This window comes from Ensifer sp. Root142, assembly GCF_001426785.1.
Classification (GTDB): Bacteria; Pseudomonadota; Alphaproteobacteria; order Rhizobiales; family Rhizobiaceae; genus Ensifer; species Ensifer canadensis.
Map to the genome: position 1 here is coordinate 138,404 of NZ_LMFK01000011.1, position 18,577 is coordinate 156,980.

Below are 18,577 nucleotides of genomic sequence, written 5' to 3' on the forward strand. Positions count from 1 at the left end.
TTAAGCTCCGAGCGCTGCCTTGGGGCCTCGGACCGGAGCCTCAAGGATGTATTGCCACGGTGCCGGCAGGTCACGTTCCTGGTGCGCCTCGATGATAGTGGGCCCGTCGAGCGTCATCGCGGTCTCAAGCGCCCGTCGCAGTTCGTCGGGATTGGCGACGCGCATGGCGTTCGCGCCAAAGCACTCGGCAAACTTGACGAAATCGGGATTATGCAGATCCGAGGCGATGAAGCGGCCGTCGTACCAATCCTTCTGCTGGCGATAGACGTTGGCATAGCGGTTATCGTTGAAAATGACGGTGATCAGTTTGATGCCGTATTCGACGGCGGTTGCAAGTTCAGTGGCAGTGAAGAGGAATCCTCCATCGCCGGAAACGCTGATCACAACCTTGTCCGGATTGGCCGCCTTTACGCCGAGCGCGGTGGCATAGCCATAGCCCAGCGTGCCCTGGAAGCCACAGCTGACATGGCCGCGTAGATTGTAGATCGGCAGGCCGAACCAGGAGGTGTAACCGACCTGGGTGATCTCGTCGCAGAAGATACCATCGGCTGGCAGTACATCGCGGATCGCCTTGAGATAGGCCATCTGCGGACCCACACGGTCGGCCATCTTGGCGTTCAGGCTCTGCTTGAGCATAGTCAACTCTTCTTCTCGCGAAGCGGGGCGCGACGTCATCGACCGCTCGAGTTCAGGCAGAAGATGGCGCAACGTGGCGCGGGCGTCGCCGTGGAGCGCCACGGCCGGTTGCGCGTAGCGGTCGAACTCATGCGCGTCGATGTCGAGCCGGATGATCTTGATGTTCTCATCGAGCCCCCAATAGAGTTGCGGATATTTGAGCCGCGTTCCGATGGCAAAGACCACATCGGCATTGGCCCAAAGCCGCCGCCCGGCGGGGAAGACTTGGGCGTGATAGTCTCGGTCGTCCACGATCCCCCGCCCCGAGCGGAAGCTGGTCACCGGCGCTTCGATCAAGCGCGCCAACTGGTTGACTTCGACGGCTGCACCCACGGCACCCCCGCCGACATAGATCAGCGGGCGCTTGGCAGTCCTCAAAAGCGCAATGGCCTCTGAGATCGAAGCTACATTCGCGCTGGGGCGCTCGGGCACATCGGCAGCCTGGCAGTCGACAGCACGGGTCTGCGCGCCCATGACGTCCGGCGCCATTTCCAGGTGGACGGGGCCGGGACGTCCGGTTTGCATCGCCACGAACGCGTCATTGATGAACTGCGGGGCGGCGTGCGGAGTGTTGATCCGCTCGGCATGTTTCAGCATCGTCCGCATGGTGGCGAGTTGATCCGGGATTTCGTGCAGGTAACCGCGGCCCGAACCGATGGCGTCGCTCGGGATCTGGCCGCAAAGGCTGAGGACTGGCGCATTGGTGGCCCAAGCCGTCGAGAGTGCCCCCATGGCGTTCATGATGCCGGGTCCGGGCACCACCGAGAACACGGCCGGCTTGCCAGTCGAACGCGCCGCGCCGAACGCCATGTAGGCAGCACCCTGTTCATGCCGGCTGCGGATAATCTTGAAGTCTTCGGTGCGCTGAATAGCGTCAAACAGATTGTCCAGCTGCCCGCCGGGCAAACCGAACATCGTGGAGATGCCATTGGCCTTGAGTGCAGAAACCAGCACGTCGGCGCCGGTTTGCTGCGCAACGGAGGTCGTTTCGGCTGCCCCGTTTTCGGTGGAGTTCAGAGGTTTGTTCATGTTCGTCGCCTTACCAAGGGTTTGCCGTAGGATGATCTTCGATGGGCTTTTGCGTAGCTCTGGGCGTAGGCCCCGCGGGCCGGAAAGCGCTCGTGAACGCAAACCAGATCACGCTTGGACGCAGGACGGCACGCAACACCAGACGAACGTCGCTCGGCTCAAGCACCGCGCAGGTCTTCATGGCGTCCGTGGCCGCATTTTCCATAACCAGGGCGCCGTCTTTGACCCGCAAGCTAGCGATGGTCACGTCCAGATCCGTGATCGGTGTGGTCACGCGCATCGGCTCAATCCTTCTTCAGGGTTCCGCGGGCCTGCGCCGACGTGATGCGCGACTTGAGCAGGTCGGAGTGTTTCATCCCATGTTTGTCGAACGGCATGACGAACTGACCGCGCGCATACATCTGATCCATGGAGGTGTAGGCGCCCTGCATTTTGTGCGCGAGATTGCGTGGCGGATTGCCCGACGGAAACAGATTGGGCGGATAGATCGGCTGTTCGTAGATCTTTCGGAACGCCTCGGAGCGCACATCAACCCACGTGTTGTGGTTGATCTGGGTCCGGTGTTCACGCAACGCCTCGATATCGATAGTCACGGAAAGCACCTGCTCCTCCGGATACGGAGCGTGGCGCATCACCATGCCGGTGTAGTCAATGCCGAAGGAATTGCCCGCGCAGAAGGCTTTCGGATAGTACTTGTAGTCGACGGTGCCCCAATTCGAGCCAAGCAGATACGCCATGTTGTCATGGGCCCGCGTGCGTCGGGTGAACATCCAGAAATCCCATGGCGCAGAGACGCCTTCAATTTCCTGCAGCGCGACCGGATGGCAGATCACTTCGACGCCGTTATAGCCGAGCGCGCGCGACGCTTCGGGCGTACAGCCGTCGTGACAGGTCATGCAGCCGAGCTTGCCGATCGGGGAATCAAGGACAGGAAACAAGTCTTCGATGCTGTCGCCGAAGACGGCCGTGTATTCGTCCCACATGTCGTGCGGCGAGGTACCGAGACCGATCGATGCCGGGATGTGGTATTTGTGGTATTTCAGTTCGACCCCCTTAGGGCCGAGAATGAATGCGGTGTTGAACCAGCGATCGGGGAACTGCGGCACCGTTTCGATCAGGCCACCGCCAGCAATGTACATGTCGTATTCCCGACACTTTTCGATCAGGATCTGGATTTCCTCGTCCTCGAAAGTAATCGCCTTCTTCATGAAGTCCTGGAGAGTGTGCTCACCCTTGCCCGGCGTTGTCACACCTTGCAGGAAATACTCCGGAAACACGGCGAGCCGCACCGGCACTTCCCAGTTATAGCCGACGCCGAAGTCGATCAGGTCGAGGGCGCGCTGCAGGTTGCGCTTGATCCCTTGGCGATCCACTGCCACTTCGACATGCGGTTGAACAATGAGGGCGGTGTATTTTTCGATCCGCTGGCGCATTCAGATATTCTCCTGCTTAATTCAGAGCGCGGTGAGGCATGCCGAAATCGCGCAGCATGACATTGGCTGTGATGGTACCCATGGCCGTGATTCCGCCGCCGGGATGGCAACTGGGGCCGGTCATGTAGAGTTTGGGAATTGGTGACTTGTACTGCGAATAGCCGGGCAGCGGCCGGAAGTAGCCCATCTGCGAAAGCAGCCGTTCGCCACCGGTGGTATTGCCGGAAACGAAAGCCGGGTTGGCCTCCTCGAGGCTGACGCCGGTTTCGTAGTAAGTGCCGAGAATGTTGTCTTTGGTCATGTTGGTGGTGTAGCGGCGCATCACCGGCAAAAGCACCGTATCGACATACTCCTCGATATAGTCCGCCCAGCTCACGCCATTGGCCAATCGGCTTGGAACGAAGGTATCGAGGATCAGCGTATGGTGACCTTTCGGTGCCCGCGACGGATCGAGTTTGGTCCAGCCGGCAGACCAGAGGAAGGGATTGGTAGGCGCCTTGCCCATCATGATCTCGGCATATTGCACGTCGATATCGTGCAGCGTGCCGAAGATGCGATGGAAGGCGCAGGCATTCATCTCCGGCCCGTTCTTGTAGTTGGGCAGTTCCTTAAGGGCGAAATGCGCGCGCGCGATCGAAACCGAGCCGTAGGAGAAGTTTTTGCAGGCCTGGATGAAGTCGGGGCTGAGGTGCCGTTCTTCAGTGCAATCGATGAACGAGACTTTGAGCCCAAGGCCGGTAACGACGCCTTTGGCTGCCAGGATCTGCTGGCCCGACTTGAGCCGGACGCCTGCACATGCACCATCGTCGCCGACGATGAACTTGTCGACCGGCGCTTCGGTCATCACCTTGCCCCCGTGAGCCTCGATGTAGCGCGCCAAAGCGGTCGGCAGCATCATGGAGCCCCCCAGCGGAATGGCTGCGCCATAGGTGTGGATGCCGGGGATCAGGATATAGAAGGACTGGCCGGTCGCCTCGGTATCGGGAAAGATCTGCGGCGCCAACGCCCAGCCTAGGATGAAGGCGCGAACGGTATCGTTCTCGAAATTCTGCATCACGAACTGCCGCGATGAAAGATTGAATTCCTTGAGTTTAAGCAGGCCCTCGTAACTGGTCTGCAGGGCAGCTGTCATGGCCGCCGGCTTGCCCGGCGGCGAAAACATGGCCTTGATGAAGCCCTCCTTTATACCACCCCATTGGTCGTAAATTTCGCGGTAGCGCTGCGCATCCTTCTGGGAATAGCGGGCGATGCTCTCGCAGGTCTTGGCGACGTCCTTGTAGACGACGATGCCCGGTCCATCGGTATTGGGATGACCGGTAATGTGGTTCTGCTCCCAGATATATTCCAGGCCGAACCGCTTGAGTTCCGGCAGCAACTCCTGGAAATCCGGGTTGGCATGAATCCAGACATGCGACGAGCCGAAAAGATCGTGCTTGAAGCCGGGGGCAGTCACTTCACGCGTGACGCAGCCGCCGCCAATCCATGAATTGCGCTCCACGACACAGACCGAAAGACCGCTGCGCGCCAGCAGCGCGCCACAGGCCAGACTGTTATGGCCGCCGCCAGCAATCACAACATCGAAGCGCTGAGTGTCCAAAACATCCTCCTTGATTGGCCTGTCCATATTGCACCACATCGCATTTTGGTCAAGCCACAAAATATGAAAAGGAGACAAATATTGCATCGGTGAAATTGAGGGGTTCGGGAAAGCTGGAAATTCCTGCCATTTCTTGGCACTTTCCGCATCAATTGGCCACCGTTCACCCACCTGGACACGGTCCAGGTGTTGCCGGCGGCAGGGAATACACAAGAACCCTTGCCGGATCGGGCCGGGCAGAATTTTGGTCAGGCCAATATTCGAGGCCCTACTGAGAACAATCGTCTCTTCACCTCGCCCACGAGAAACAACATGAGCGAGCCGCGACATCTCTGAGGCGATGGGTTTTCAGTACCGGCACCTGATGATTGGGTTTACTCTGAAGCTTTGCTGTCTATTCGCCCATGCTTCGCAGACGAACGCGCGAAGGATGGGATCTCATGAGGGCCTTAAGGCGGCCAGCAGAGTTGCGGACGACGATGAAATCATCGAAGCGCTGACGTCGATTGAGGCAGGGTCAGTATTTGACACAAGCTTCCATGATTGCACGCACGTCTGTTCGATCCGGCCGCTGCCGGTTCGATCAAAAAATATCGTGACGTCTTAGGCGTCGTTGAAGCGTTTGGTGATCCGGATTTCGACGTCCGGCGCTGCGGCATACCGCTTGGGCAACGGTTGCCGCGAAAGCGCACCGGAACTGTGCGGACAGCTTGCCGCCTACTCCGGCAACTCGACATACGCGAACGTCAGTGCCTGACCCTCGCTACGAAGCTATAGAGCCGACCTGCGGCCTGGTCTACGGATTGCCTCTGCGGTGATGGCGCTGAAAACCCTAATCGCGACAGAACGCGTCGATGGCGCGCTCGACACCGCGCAACTCGGCCAACCCCCGCAATCGCCCGACATAGGAATAGCCAGGATTGGTCGCGCGTGCCCGATCGACATCAAAAAGATGTCCGTGATCGGGACGCATCGGAATGGACCAGTCAGTTCGGCCGGCAGATCGGCGCCGCCGTTCCTCCTGACGGATCAGCCGGATCAGTCGCGCCATATCCACTCGCCCATCGAGATGGGCAGACTCCTCGAATGAGCCGTCCGCGTCGACAGTTACGTTGCGCAGATGAAGGAAATGCACACGATCAGCGACCGCAGCGAACAGAGCCAGAACGTCATTGCGCAGCGCAGATCCCAGGGATCCTGCGCAGAAAGTGATGCCGTTCTCGACGAGATCGGAGGATGCCAACACCCATTTGAGATCATCGAGGCCGGAAACGACGCGCGGCAGGCCGAACAGGGGGAATGGCGGATCATCCGGATGAATGCAGAGCCTGACACTGAGGGCACGGGCCTCCGGCACCACTGCTTGCAGGAAACGGCGCAGGTTCTGCCGCATATCGTCGGCCGAGATTCCCGCATAGGAGTCGAGAAGAGCACGGAATGACGCCAGATCATGGTGTAGTTCGCTTCCAGGCAAACCGGCGATAATGGTCCGCTCGATGCGCTGCGCATCTTCGGCAGAAAGGTTGGCCGCAATCTCATCCGCCTTTTCGAGCACCGCATCGGAATAGGCGTGCCGAGCGCGGCGCTTCAAAATATGCAGGTCGAAGGCGGCAAATTCGGCCATCTCGAACCGAAGCGCCGCAGCTCCAGTCCCCGTGGGATGGAAGAGGTTGGTGCGCGTCCAATCGACCACGGGCATAAAGTTATAGCATACGGTATGTATTCCGTTCTCAGATACCGCCTGCATCGATTGCACGAAGGCTTCGACAAAACGATCCGCACCCGGAGCCCCACGCTTGATGTCTTCATGCACCGGAATGCTCTCGACCACCGACCAAGTCAGGCCGCTTTCAGCAATCATGTTGCGACGTTCGCGGACTGCCTCGCTGGTCCAGGGCGTGCCAATGGGAAAATGATGGAGGGCCGACACAATGCCCGTCGCTCCTGCCTGCCGGATATCGGCGAGCATAATGCTGTCCTTCGGGCCAAACCAGCGCCATGTCTGCTGCATGCTTCCCCCCAAACCAGCCGCAACCAATCAAGCGCAGCACATTTCCTCTCGGGACGAGCCATCTGCAACGTCCCCGTGAACGATATAGTCTTTTTCATATATCATCGCATCCCCAGAGGTCCAGATAAAATTCTCCTGCATATTTCGACGCAGGTTTTCCAAGGTGCCGAATAGCCGGCCTCCGCTAGTCGGCGTCCGCGGGCTTGGCAGAGAATCGGCAATGCAGGCGATGCAGCAGCGCCTTCAGGAGTGCGCCTTCGCCAGGCAACAGGTAATCGAAAATTTGCGCTTCGTGGCGCTGGGCAGCGGTCACCAGGTGGGTCGCTAAATCGCGCCCTTTCGGGGTCAGGAAGACGCGGACGCGCCGGCCATCGTCAACGTCGGAACCCCGCCGCACCAGGCCGCGCAAGTTCATTTGGTCGATGATCTTGGTCAAGCGCGATTGCTCCATCAGCGCCAACTCGGCTAAGCGCGTCACCATCAGACCCTCCTCGTCGTAGAGGCAGGCCAGAACGCGCCATTCTGGATGCCGCAGATTGTGGTGGCGCACGATCGCCTTGAACTCGGCGCTCGCGGCATCACTGGTCGCCGCCAGCAGATAAAGCAGGTAATTGGGGACGAAAGCGCCAGGCGCAGGAAGACCGTTGGCGTCATCCTCAGCTTGAGTTTCTCCGCTCCGCATTTCACGTTTCCTCTGATTTTCCGGTCCAGTATGGCATAGCCGCCAACGCCCTCAAAGAACACCCAACGCCGCTTCCATGCGGGCGGCCATGCCCACCCTTCGCAACCCACTTGACAATCGCTTATATGAAATATCATATTATTTTCGACCTATCGAGATCCAGTCCGACTGTGGCGCATGATCGAAGATGCAACGCAGCTTCCTTGGTTTCTGCCGATCCTGCCCGCAGGCACGGTAGCGGCCAGACGCTCCATATCGGTACCCGCATCGGCTTCATTCGGATCCGACCACGCGCGCTGGAACGCCGGCAAACTGGCCGCAAAGGAGTGAGAAATGGAATATCGCAATCTTGGCCACACTGGCCTCAAGGTATCGGTGCTGACTATGGGGTCTGTCACCTTTGGTGGCTCCGAACGGGTGGGCAACACCGATCAGGACCAAGCGAACCGACAGATCGACCTCTGTCTCGACCGTGGCGTGAACCTGATCGACACCGCCAATGTCTACAATGCCGGGATTTCCGAAGAGATGATCGGGATCGCCTTGGCCGAGAGCGGGCGCCGCCAGCGCATGTTGGTCGGCACCAAAGTTCGCTTCCGCATGCACGACGGCCCCAATGGCGAGGGGCTGTCGCGGCGCCACATCATCGAACAGGCCGAGGCAAGCCTGAAGCGGCTCAAGACCGATGTCATCGACCTTTACCAGGTGCATGAATGGGACGGATCGACGCCGATAGAGGAAACCGTGGAGGCGCTCGATGCACTCGTGCGCAGCGGCAAGGTGCGCTATCTCGGCTGCTCGAACTATTCGGGATGGCATATTTCCAAGGCATTGGCCGCCGCCGACCGCCACAACCGCCATCGCTTCGTTTGCCAGCAGATTCACTACACGCTCAACGCGCGCGAATCGGAATTGGAGCTGATCCCAATCAGCCAGGATCAGGGGCTGGGTGTTCTGGTCTGGTCGCCGCTCGCCGGCGGGCTCCTTTCCGGAAAATATCGACGCACTGGCGGGCCGGACACCGGCCGGCATGTCGGCGGCTATCGGGAGCCGGTGATCAACGACTGGGACAAGCTCTATAACATCGTCGATGTCTTGGTCGCCATTGCTGAAGCGCGCAATGTCCCGGCGTCCCAGATCGTCCTGGCTTGGCTATTGGCAAGGCCCGGCGTGACCTCGGCCATTATCGGTGGGCGCAGCCAAGAGCAACTGGCGCAGAACCTGGACTCGATCGACATCCGGTTGACCTTGGACGAGACGGAGCGCCTCGATGCCGTCAGCTTGCCGGCACTTCCCTACCCCTATTGGCATCAGGCGCTCAGCGTGCCCGACAGGCTTGGAGACATCGATCTGGCGCTGCTTGCGCCCTATATCCGCAAATCGGCACAATCCTGACGTATCCGTTGTGATCGAACGCCTTGCTCCTGCTGCTTGCCATGTCGAACGAACCTTTCCTGTGGCCATGGAGCCTGCAGTCGACCGCGGAACGCGAAGACCAATGTCTTCGGCAACGGCCCCATATCCCGTTGCCGAAGTCGGAAGGACCTGCCCCTGCGTGGCCGGCAGAACCTTATGGAGACAGATTGCCGTAGATTTTCCGGCAGATTTCGTTGAGGGCCTTCAACTCGTCATCACTGATGTTCATGAATGCCTGCTGCGCGATAACACTGCCCTTGGCCTTCGCGAGCAGAAGCATTTGGCGGCCGTTGTCTGTCAAGGAAACTTCGGTAGAACGGCCATCGGCCGCAGCTTCTCTGGTCGTCACAAGGTCCTCGTTGACCATGCGCTGAATAATTTTCGCCATCGTCGGCATTCGCATAACCGCATCGCCAGCAATCTTTGTGATCGTCGCGAACTTGTTGACAGCCAAGATGTTCAGCACGCGCCAGCGCGAGACGTCCATGCCCACGGGCTTCAAGGCCGCATCCATCTTCATATGATAAAGTGAGATCACCCGAGTGAGGTGGAAGAATGGCCATTCCTCAATGTCATACTCAGGCTTGGACGGATCTATCTTTAGCCGAAAATCCTCATTGTCCTCGCTCATCTCGAAAATAAACCCCGCTCAATTCATTGCAGTCGCGACTGCGATACAATGGACAAAGTTCCCGTGCAACGGCGCAATCTGTTCGATAGGTTGCCCGTGACGAGTGATCTCAAGTGGCGCCACTTTTGATGCGCATTTGATGGGCGAAGGCCCTGTTGAAGGCAAGCCTCCGATCTGTCCTCGAGCCGCCGGGCGGCCTGTCCCGTGGAAAGTCTCGTGGGCAGCAACAGCTCCTGCACGTGCGTCGAACTCATATGCTCTTGCTAAGCACTGCTACCGCGATAGCATTCGATGACCTGAAAGCACTCCAGTTGATGCAGGATCCTAAGTAACAGCGACCTGTTTAACATTCAAAGTGACAGTGAAAATCATCATGGGGCTGCTTCCTGTTAAATCGAGGCCTTCACTTTTCGGATTGGGCGCCGGAAATGGATGCGCACTTCGAGTCATATGGAATTCACGACATTGCCGGCGCCATGACAGTTGAGCGCAACCTACAAGAAGAGCTGAACGACACCAGTCAAGTTCAAATGCTGCAGGCCTTTTGCCTGGGCATTTCGGAATACGTTGTGGGCGGCGGCTATCGTCGGTGCCGCCGCCGGCGAGCCTGCAGCAGCCAGTACATAGCCGAAATCCTTTTCGGCAAGTTCAACGGGAAACTGGGTTGCGAAGTTGCCCGCCAGCATGGAATCGATCGATCTTGCGGCCACCGGACTCCAGACCGGGGTGGCAGCCACGACTTTCATCGTCTGTTCGACGTCAACTCCAGATCGCTTCAACATGCCCACAAGTTCTGCCAAAGCCGTAACTTGCACGCCTAACAGCGTATTGACGCAGAGCTTCGCAAGCGCGCCGCTGCCAATCGGTCCGACAAGGTGGATCGCCGATCCCAGGCATTTGAGCACGGGCTCTGCCCGGGCCCAGTCGGCTGTCGTACCACCAACGAGATAGATCAACTGGCCAGCTTCGACCTGAGGGCGAGTTCCTGCAACCGGTGCTTCCACAAGCCTTACGCCCCGTTCCTGCGCCGCATGCCCAAGTTGGTGGATCCAGTCGAGAGAGAGCGTCGAACTTTCGATTGCAACGGCTTGCGGTTCGAGACCGGCAAGGGCGCCATCTATAGGGTCGAGCCATACCCTGCGCGAAGCTTCGTCGTCACGCAGCATCGCGATGACGAAGGCCGCTCCTGCCGCCGCCGCCCTCGGGCTGGCTGCCAAAGTCGCGCCAGACGCAACGAGGTCTGCGGCGGCACCCGGCGTGCGGTTCCATACCTGGAGCCGATAGCCCGCCTTCAACAGCCTCGCTGCCATCCTTCCGCCCATCGCCCCAAGACCAAGCACTGCGACCACATCCATGTAATTTCTCCCTTGTCTGTGTCGCAAGGGGGTATACTAATGCGCTTGGCGCATATCAAATGATCGCTTGCACAACTCTTTTGCGAAATTCACAATAATGGACACGAGCACTCTATCGCTTTTCGTTGAGGCTGCGAGACGGCGAAGCTTCTCGGCTGTAGCGCGCATACGTAACGTGGAGCCTTCGTCGATATCGCGCGCCATTGCGGCTCTCGAAGCCGAGATCGGTGTTCGGCTGTTCCAGCGCACGACGCGCAGTCTTGAGCTCACTGAAGGTGGCAAGCTATATCTCGAGCGCATCGAGCCGCTGCTGGGCGAGATCGAGTCCGCGCGTTCCGCCGCCATCGACCTTACGCGCCGACCCGCCGGGCGGCTCAGGGTTGCCTGCCCCCTGGCCTTTAGTGTCTTACTGTTGGCGCCGCTGCTTGGCACATTCCAGCGCGCCTTTCCGGCGATTACATTGGACATCGTGTCCAGCGACAGCGAACTCGATCTTGTTGCGGAGCGCATCGACATCGCCATTCGTCTCGGCCCCCGGCAGGAAGTTGGCTACGTCGGGACTAGGTTATTTCCTACGCGCTATCGTGTTGTGGCCAGCCCGATTTATCTAAAGAATACAAAGCCGCCCGAGGTGCCTGTGGAACTCAGCAAGCATCCTTGCCTGGTCTTTGATCTACCAGGCTATCGCGATCAATGGTTGTTTCGCACTCCAGCAGGCGAAATAGAACGCATTGCCGTGTCGGGCGCGATCGTCTTCAGCAATGCGCTCGCGTTACATTCGGCGGCCGTGGCCGGGGCCGGACCCGCTCTCGTGGCAGACTGGAAGATCCGCGACGAACTTGCCGATGGCCGTTTGGTGGATCTATTCCCGTATCACGACGTCGCCACCAGTGACTTCGATACCGCGGCCTGGCTGCTTTACCCAAGCCGCGCACAGCTGCCCGCTAAAGCACGTGTCTTCATCGACTTCTTGCGCGGGCACCTGACCGACCAACATGTGATAGGCTAACAAGTAAGCTTCACAAATGTCCCGACTAAAAATATCCTGCAAGTCTGGGGCCGTCCACGCAAGCTTGCGAAGAGATGTTCAGCCGATGCACCGGGGAGACCTCGACCGAAGATCGAATTAACGCTCCGCGAGTGTCGCCACCAAGTCGCTGAACCGCTCGCCCTGGATGCTGACATGCTGGCGAAGCAACTGGCGGGCCTGCTCCGCGTCGCCGGCGAGGATCGCATCGACGACAGCATTGTGCTCGGCAAAGGATGTTGCCATGCGGTTGCGCACGCGCAATTGCAGCCGCCTGTAGGGCTGCAGGCGGCGATGCAGGGCAATGCACTGCTCGGACAGGAAGCCGCTATGGCTCGCGGCGTAGATCGTTTTGTGAAACCGCTCATTGTCATAGTAGTAGGCGTCGGTGTCGCCGGCTGAGGCCGAGCGCTCGCAATCGCCGTGGGCGGCAAGTATGGCGACGCGATCCTCCTGGGTATGCCGCCGTGCTGCGAGCGACCCAGCCATCCCCTCCAGCTCGGCCATCACCTCGAACATCTCGAATATGCGGTGCGGCCCCGGATCGATCACCACCGCGCCGCGCCGCGGGCGTATCTCAACCAGCCCGATGGCGTTCAGCTGCATCAGGGCCTCACGCACGGGCGTTCGCGACACGCCGAAGCGGGTCGCCAATTGCACTTCGTCAAGCCGTGTTCCCGGGGCGAAGCTATTGGAAATGATCGCATTTTCAATTTCGTCGCGAAGCCTCTGAACGACGTTTTCCGACATGAGCTGCCATCCTCTAATGCAATTTTTATATTCTTGTATACAAGATATTGCTCTTTGCGCACAAGAATGGTAAATCACGATACCACACTGGGTTATCCGTACGCAAACAACCGCGCTTCAAGCATCGAAACGCGTACGGGTGCTCTTTTGCTTCGACGGTTTTGCCAAGAGGGCTGACAATGGCAGGCACATCCTTCTTCAGCGACATGATGCAAAGCATCTCCGACCGCGGCCGGCGCCTGTTGACCGTGGCGACGCGCAACGGCACGGCGCCGGTGGCGGTCGAAACCCCCGTAGCCGCCTTGTGTGATATGCTGCTGTCGAGCCGCGGCGAGGCTTCGGGCATGGCCCTGGCGGCGGAAATCCTGCAGCGCTGGGCCGCGATGGAGCCGGCCGAGCAGACGGCCTTCATGCGCCTGCTGCATGAGCGCTTCGATGCGGATGCCACCGAATTGGAAAGGGCCGTCGAACGATACCGGGCAAACAGAAATGCCGACACCGCCATGGCGCTCCACCAAGCTGCCGAACCGCGGCGCCAAGAGCTGATCCGCCGACTGAACCTCGCTCCGAAGGGCACGGCGAAGCTCGTCGCGATGCGCGAGCGTCTGTTGGAGATGAAGGGCGAAGCCGAAGAATTCCGCTCGGTCGATGCGGACTTCGCGCATCTCTTTTCCTCCTGGTTCAATAGGGGTTTCCTCACGCTCCGGCCGATCGACTGGTCGACGCCGGCCGACATCCTGGAAAAAATCATTCAATACGAAGCGGTGCACGAGATCGCCGGCTGGGAGGAACTGCGCCGGCGCCTCGCGCCGGAGGACCGTCGGTGTTTCGCCTTCTTCCATCCGCGCCTTGCGGACGAACCGCTCATCTTCGTCGAGGTGGCGCTCACCAAATCAATCCCCTCCGCCATTGCCGACGTACTGCAGGAGGACCGCCTGCAAATCCGGGCTAAGGACGCGACGACGGCGATCTTCTACTCCATCTCCAACTGCCAGAACGGCTTGCGCGGCATCTCTTTCGGCAACTTCCTGATCAAGCAGGTCGTCGAGGATCTGCGGCGCGACCTGCCCGGCCTCAAAACCTTTGTCACGTTATCGCCGGTACCGGGCTTTGCCGGATGGCTGGCAAAACTCCGCAAAGACGGCGACCCGGAGCTAACCGCACAGACGCTCACGACCCTTGGCCATCTGGATGAGCCGGGCTGGGCCGACGATCCGCAGCTTGCCCGAACCGCAGAAGCGGTGTTGCTGCCGCTCGCCGCGCGCTATTTCCTGAAGGAGCGCAACGGCAGCAAGCGTCCGGTCGACCCCGTCGCCCGCTTCCACCTGGGGAACGGCGCGCGCCTGGAGCAATTGAACTTTCTTGCCGATCAATCACCCAAGGCGATGCGCCAATCGCACGGCCTGATGGTCAACTATCTCTACCAGCTCGACGATATCGAGGCCAATCACGAGGCGCTGGCACAGCACGGGGAAGTCGCCGCATCGAGCAAGGTGAAGAGCCTTATTGCCGGACTGAAGACGGAGCAATCCGCGCCCACCGGATGGCGTCTTGGTGAAAAGCAGAAAACCTGAACTGGAAGCAACCGGGAGGAACCGATGAGCAACAATCTCTTTGACGCTATTCGTGCATCGGCCAAGACGGGTGAAGCGGTCTTCATCGAAACGACCGACGGCCGGCGTTGGACCTATGGGGATGCGCTGAGCCTTTCCGGCCAGATCGCCAATGCCATCGATACGCTGGGCGTTCGCCCCGGCGATCGCGTCGCCGTTCAGCTCGACAAGAGCCCGCTGGCCCTGATGCTCTATCTCGCCTGTGTTCGGTGTGGCGCGGTCTACCTGCCGCTGAACACCGCCTATACGCTGGCCGAGCTCGAATATTTCATCGGCGATGCAGAACCGCGGCTCGTCGTAGTCTCGCCGAAATCGAAGTCAGATGTCTCGATGGTCGCGCAGCGGTACGGCGCCATCGTCGAGACCCTGGATGTCAACGGCTCGGGTTCGCTGATGGAACTGGCAAACGATGAGGGCGTCGACTTCATCGACGCGACGCGCGCGCCCGACGACCTGGCCGCCATCCTCTATACGTCGGGCACGACCGGCCGGTCGAAAGGCGCGATGCTGACGCACGACAATCTTTTGTCGAATGCCAGGGCCCTGCAGCAGACCTGGCAGGTGACAGCAGCAGACCGGTTGATCCATGCGCTGCCGATCTTCCACACGCACGGGCTTTTCGTCGCCACCAACGTCACGCTGATTTCCGGCGCATCGATGTTCCTTCTGGCGAAGTTCGATCCGGACGAGATCCTTTCGCTGATGCCGAAATCGACCCTAATGATGGGCGTACCGACCTTCTACGTCCGCCTGCTGCAACAGGACGGGCTGAAGCGGGATGCGGTCGCCGGCATCCGCCTGTTCATCTCGGGTTCGGCGCCGCTGCTGGCCGAAACGCATGCCGCGTTCCGCCAGCGCACCGGCCAGGCCATTCTCGAACGCTATGGCATGACCGAAACGAACATGAACACGTCGAACCCCTATGACGGCGAGCGGCGCGCCGGCACGGTCGGCTTGCCCTTGCCGGGCGTCTCGGTGCGCGTCACCGACCCGGCAAACGGCCATACACTCGGCACAGGGCAAACCGGCATGATCGAAATCAAGGGCCCGAACGTGTTCAAGGGCTATTGGCGCATGCCGGAAAAGACCGCCGCAGAATTTACCGCGGACGGATACTTCATCAGTGGCGACCTCGGCAAGATCGATGACGAGGGCTATGTCCATATCGTTGGCCGCAGCAAGGACCTGGTGATTTCCGGCGGCTACAACATCTATCCGAAAGAGGTCGAGAGCGAGATCGACCTGCTCGAGGGCGTCGTCGAAAGCGCCGTCATCGGCGTGCCGCATCCCGATTTCGGCGAGGGCGTCACGGCGCTCGTCGTCTCCCGGCCGGGCGCGACACTGACGGAAGGGGACGTCCTGCGGGCCCTTCAGGACCGGCTGGCGAAGTACAAGCAGCCGAAGCGCGTGATCTTCGTCGAGGATTTGCCACGCAACACCATGGGCAAGGTGCAGAAGAACCTGCTGCGCGACCAGTACGGCGGTCTCTACACCAGCGCCTAGCAGGCACGACGGACCTGTGTCGGCTTGGGAGTGAGACCGGCGCGGGTGTTCAAGCAAAAGAGTCGAACGTGGGAACGGGCACCTTGCGGTGTTTCCCGAGGGAGGAAATCATGAATATCCAGATCTTGTCGATCGCACTGCTGGCCGGCATGTTCATTATCGCGACCCTACAGCCGATCAATATGGGCGCGCTGGCGTTCGCATGCGCCTTCTTGATCGGCTCACTCGTCATGAGCATGAAAGCCGCCGACATTTTCGCCGGCTTTCCGAGCGACCTTTTCCTGACGCTGGTCGGTATCACCTATCTCTTCGCCATCGCACAGATCAACGGCACGATCGACTGGCTCGTCCAGGGGGCGGTGAAGCTGGTCCGCGGGCATGTCGCCTGGATTCCCTGGGTGATGTTCCTCGTCGCGGCCATCATCACCGGCTTCGGCGCGCTCGGGCCGGCCGTAGTGGCGATCCTGGCTCCGGTAGCACTCGGCTTTGCCTTTCAGTACCGCCTCAGTCCGGTGATGATGGGGCTCATGGTCATCCACGGCGCGCAGGCCGGCGGCTTTTCACCTATCAGCGTCTACGGCGGCATCACCAACCAGATCGCCGACAAGGCCGGGCTGCCCTTCGCGCCGACATCGCTGTTCCTGTCTAGCTTCCTCTTCAACCTGGCCATCGCGATGCTCGTCTTCATCGTGTTCGGCGGCGCAAAAGTGTTGCGTATCCAGAAGGCAGCAACCGGCCCCCTGCCCGACCTTCATCCGGAAGGCGTGGCGCAGGCCATCGTCGGCCATGGAGGCACCGCGGCCGCTCCGATCAGCCATCGTGTCTTCGAGGAGCCGCAGAAGAACGCGTCGCTGCTTTCCAGCCTTACGCCGGAACGGATGATGACGGTGATCGGCTTAACCGCGCTGGCCATCGGCGCCCTGGTGTTCAAGTTCAATGTCGGCTTGGTTGCCGTCACCGTCGCGGTCGCGCTGGCCCTCCTGTCGCCCAAGACGCAGAAGGCAGCGATCGACAAGGTCAGTTGGTCGACGGTGCTCCTGATCGCCGGCATCATCACCTATGTCAGCGTCATGGAGAAGATCGGCACGATCGACTATGTCGCGGACGGGATTTCCAGTCTCGGCATGCCACTCCTGGTGGCCCTGCTCCTATGCTTCACCGGCGCGATCGTCTCGGCCTTCGCTTCGTCCACGGCTCTGCTCGGAGCCATCATTCCGCTGGCTGTGCCCTTCCTGCTGCAGGGCCATATCAGCGCCATTGGCGTGGTGGCCGCCATCGCCATATCTACGACCATCGTCGATACCAGCCCATTCTCGACCAACGGCGCACTGGTCGTCGCCAATGCGCAGGAGTCCGATCGGGAGGGCGTCCTGAGAACTCTGCTGGTTTATAGCGCCCTCATCGCCATCATCGGCCCAATCGTCGCCTGGCTCGTCTTCGTCGTACCGGGCTTAGTGTGAAGCTCTCGCAAGCTTGCCGTAGGATCTCGCGGGTAGCGCGGGATCGAGCACTCCTGCCGCCCGCAGGCCGCTATTCGGCACGAGCAGCAGGTTGGGCTCGGCAAACCATGCGCCCGGCCATTCACCGAGGCGTAAAGCCCGCCCCATTCGACCGAAAGGCTCGGCACTGTATCGAACTGCAAGTTCCCGCCTGATTCAGGCCGCCAGATAGCCGCGCTGTACCCCGCCGTCGTTTCGCCGACGAAGTCTCCTGCGGCAGACGCTGTCTGCCGATCTGCCATCAAGAACCGCCCGAGCGCCGCCGAGGCCTTCCTCAAATTCGGCGTTAGGCACGGACGACCATTTGGTCACAGGCAGGAACCGCCGTGCGAACCTGTAAACGGAATGCCACCGGGCTTGCGTTGAAACGCTTGGTGAAGGCGGCATAAAAGCTGGAGAGTGAACCGAAGCCGGAGTTGAACGCCACGTCCGAAATGGCGCGATCGGTCGATAGCAGCAGGGCCTGCGCCGTGTCGAGCCGATGCCTGAGAATGGCTTTCTTGATGCTGATGCCGACGCTGCGCTTGAACACCGCCATTGCGTAATTGGGATGATAGCCGACCGACTTTGCAACCTGCACGGCGGTGATTTCGGTGTGGCCATTCTCGTAGATGAAGCGGGTCATCCGCTCGACGGCCTGAAGCCGCTCGTGGCCCGCCAGTTTTTGCGGGTCATTGCGCATCGCCGGAGTGGTCAAGAGCGTCCATCCATCACTGACGACGCGACGGACTCGGGCCGACACTTCCTCTTCCAAAATCTTCTCGCGGGGGCGATCGAGCGTCAGGATATCGGCACGCCACTGCAAAAGCTGTTCCTGCTCGTACGCCAGCAGCTTGTCGACGCGGATCAGATTGCCCGCGAACAGCGCCTCCCGCAGCGCGCAGGAGCGCGAAAAATTGAGAAACAGAGCCATGGGTGCGTGAACCACCACAAACTGGGATCCCTCGGAGCAACCCGTGACCTGATGGGGGAGCATTCCCCAGAAAAGGACCAGCTCACCGGCGTTGATGACAAAACGCTGGTTGTCGAACCAGAGCTCCATCGAGCCCTTCAGCAGCAGGTTGAGCTCCACCTGGCTGTGCATGTGTGGCCCCAGCATGGGGCGAACCGCCAGCGTCGGCGCGGCGCAAAAGCCGTGATTGTCGATCACTGGTGTCATGGGCTTGCCGCCGCTGCCCTCGGCGTAAAAGCAATCTTCGCGGTATGCGGTTTTGGGGAGCATGGGGATCTTACATTCCTGGAAATGAATTCCGGTTTTCGGGAAGATGATCACGACTTTTCCCCCTACCGTCAATGCGTCGGCAATCTGCCGTCGCGGCTGCTGTTCCCCCATGGGGTAAGGCCGCCCTTGAGGGA

General features: G+C 60.1%; 15 protein-coding genes. 5 read left to right on the plus strand and 10 right to left on the minus strand.

Going from position 1 to position 18,577, the window contains the following annotated elements:
• The 6 genes from ASD52_RS12240 to ASD52_RS12270 form a co-directional block, all read right to left on the minus strand.
• A complete protein-coding gene (locus tag ASD52_RS12240; RefSeq protein ID WP_025429840.1) occupies positions 1–1,704 on the minus strand; it encodes a thiamine pyrophosphate-dependent enzyme in 1,704 nt (567 codons plus the stop codon).
• 10 nt (positions 1,705–1,714) lie between these two features.
• Positions 1,715–1,984, minus strand: coding sequence for a hypothetical protein (locus ASD52_RS12245; RefSeq protein WP_025429839.1), 270 nt, complete (start codon positions 1,982–1,984; stop codon positions 1,715–1,717).
• A 4-nt stretch (positions 1,985–1,988) separates the two neighbouring features.
• Positions 1,989–3,137: a nitrilase-related carbon-nitrogen hydrolase gene (locus ASD52_RS12250; RefSeq protein WP_025429838.1), complete on the minus strand. Its 1,149-nt coding sequence runs from the start codon at positions 3,135–3,137 to the stop codon at positions 1,989–1,991.
• 16 nt (positions 3,138–3,153) lie between these two features.
• A complete protein-coding gene (locus ASD52_RS12255; RefSeq protein WP_025429837.1) occupies positions 3,154–4,734 on the minus strand; it encodes an NAD(P)/FAD-dependent oxidoreductase in 1,581 nt (526 codons plus the stop codon).
• Between the two features lie 832 nt (positions 4,735–5,566).
• A complete protein-coding gene (uxuA, locus tag ASD52_RS12265; RefSeq protein WP_025429835.1) occupies positions 5,567–6,745 on the minus strand; it encodes a mannonate dehydratase in 1,179 nt (392 codons plus the stop codon).
• Between the two features lie 184 nt (positions 6,746–6,929).
• Positions 6,930–7,427, minus strand: coding sequence for a MarR family winged helix-turn-helix transcriptional regulator (locus tag ASD52_RS12270; protein ID WP_025429834.1), 498 nt, complete (start codon positions 7,425–7,427; stop codon positions 6,930–6,932).
• A gap of 333 nt (positions 7,428–7,760) precedes the next feature.
• On the opposite strand from ASD52_RS12270, the gene ASD52_RS12275 reads away from it, so the two are divergent.
• Positions 7,761–8,822 carry an aldo/keto reductase gene (locus ASD52_RS12275; protein ID WP_025429833.1) on the plus strand — a complete coding sequence of 354 codons (1,062 nt, stop codon included), beginning with the start codon at positions 7,761–7,763 and terminating at the stop codon, positions 8,820–8,822.
• Positions 8,823–8,997: 175 nt separating this feature from the next.
• On the opposite strand, the gene ASD52_RS12280 is transcribed toward ASD52_RS12275, so the two are convergent.
• Both ASD52_RS12280 and ASD52_RS12285 read right to left on the minus strand, forming a co-directional pair.
• On the minus strand, positions 8,998–9,474 hold the full coding sequence (locus ASD52_RS12280) for a MarR family winged helix-turn-helix transcriptional regulator (RefSeq protein ID WP_025429832.1): 477 nt from the start codon (positions 9,472–9,474) through the stop codon (positions 8,998–9,000).
• Positions 9,475–9,968: 494 nt separating this feature from the next.
• Positions 9,969–10,829 carry an NAD(P)-dependent oxidoreductase gene (locus tag ASD52_RS12285; RefSeq protein ID WP_057224541.1) on the minus strand — a complete coding sequence of 287 codons (861 nt, stop codon included), beginning with the start codon at positions 10,827–10,829 and terminating at the stop codon, positions 9,969–9,971.
• A 97-nt stretch (positions 10,830–10,926) separates the two neighbouring features.
• Here ASD52_RS12285 and ASD52_RS12290 point away from each other — a divergent pair, with 97 nt between their 5' ends.
• On the plus strand, positions 10,927–11,838 hold the full coding sequence (locus ASD52_RS12290; RefSeq protein ID WP_057224543.1) for a LysR family transcriptional regulator: 912 nt from the start codon (positions 10,927–10,929) through the stop codon (positions 11,836–11,838).
• Positions 11,839–11,955: 117 nt separating this feature from the next.
• Here the strand turns inward: ASD52_RS12290 and ASD52_RS12295 are convergent, their stop codons facing one another.
• Positions 11,956–12,606 (minus strand): GntR family transcriptional regulator, encoded by a 651-nt coding sequence (locus ASD52_RS12295; RefSeq protein ID WP_057224546.1) that lies wholly within the window; start codon positions 12,604–12,606, stop codon positions 11,956–11,958.
• 179 nt (positions 12,607–12,785) lie between these two features.
• On the opposite strand from ASD52_RS12295, the gene ASD52_RS12300 reads away from it, so the two are divergent.
• The 3 genes from ASD52_RS12300 to ASD52_RS12310 all read left to right on the plus strand — a co-directional run bounded on the left by ASD52_RS12300 (position 12,786) and on the right by ASD52_RS12310 (position 17,182).
• Complete coding sequence (locus ASD52_RS12300) at positions 12,786–14,180, plus strand: malonyl-CoA decarboxylase (RefSeq protein WP_025429828.1); 1,395 nt, start codon at positions 12,786–12,788, stop codon at positions 14,178–14,180.
• Between the two features lie 24 nt (positions 14,181–14,204).
• Positions 14,205–15,722 (plus strand): malonyl-CoA synthase, encoded by a 1,518-nt coding sequence (locus ASD52_RS12305; RefSeq protein ID WP_057224548.1) that lies wholly within the window; start codon positions 14,205–14,207, stop codon positions 15,720–15,722.
• Positions 15,723–15,832: 110 nt separating this feature from the next.
• Positions 15,833–17,182 (plus strand): SLC13 family permease, encoded by a 1,350-nt coding sequence (locus ASD52_RS12310; RefSeq protein ID WP_057224549.1) that lies wholly within the window; start codon positions 15,833–15,835, stop codon positions 17,180–17,182.
• A gap of 325 nt (positions 17,183–17,507) precedes the next feature.
• On the opposite strand, the gene ASD52_RS12315 is transcribed toward ASD52_RS12310, so the two are convergent.
• Positions 17,508–18,554, minus strand: coding sequence for a helix-turn-helix domain-containing protein (locus ASD52_RS12315; RefSeq protein ID WP_082571809.1), 1,047 nt, complete (start codon positions 18,552–18,554; stop codon positions 17,508–17,510).
• Positions 18,555–18,577: the final 23 nt, after the last annotated feature.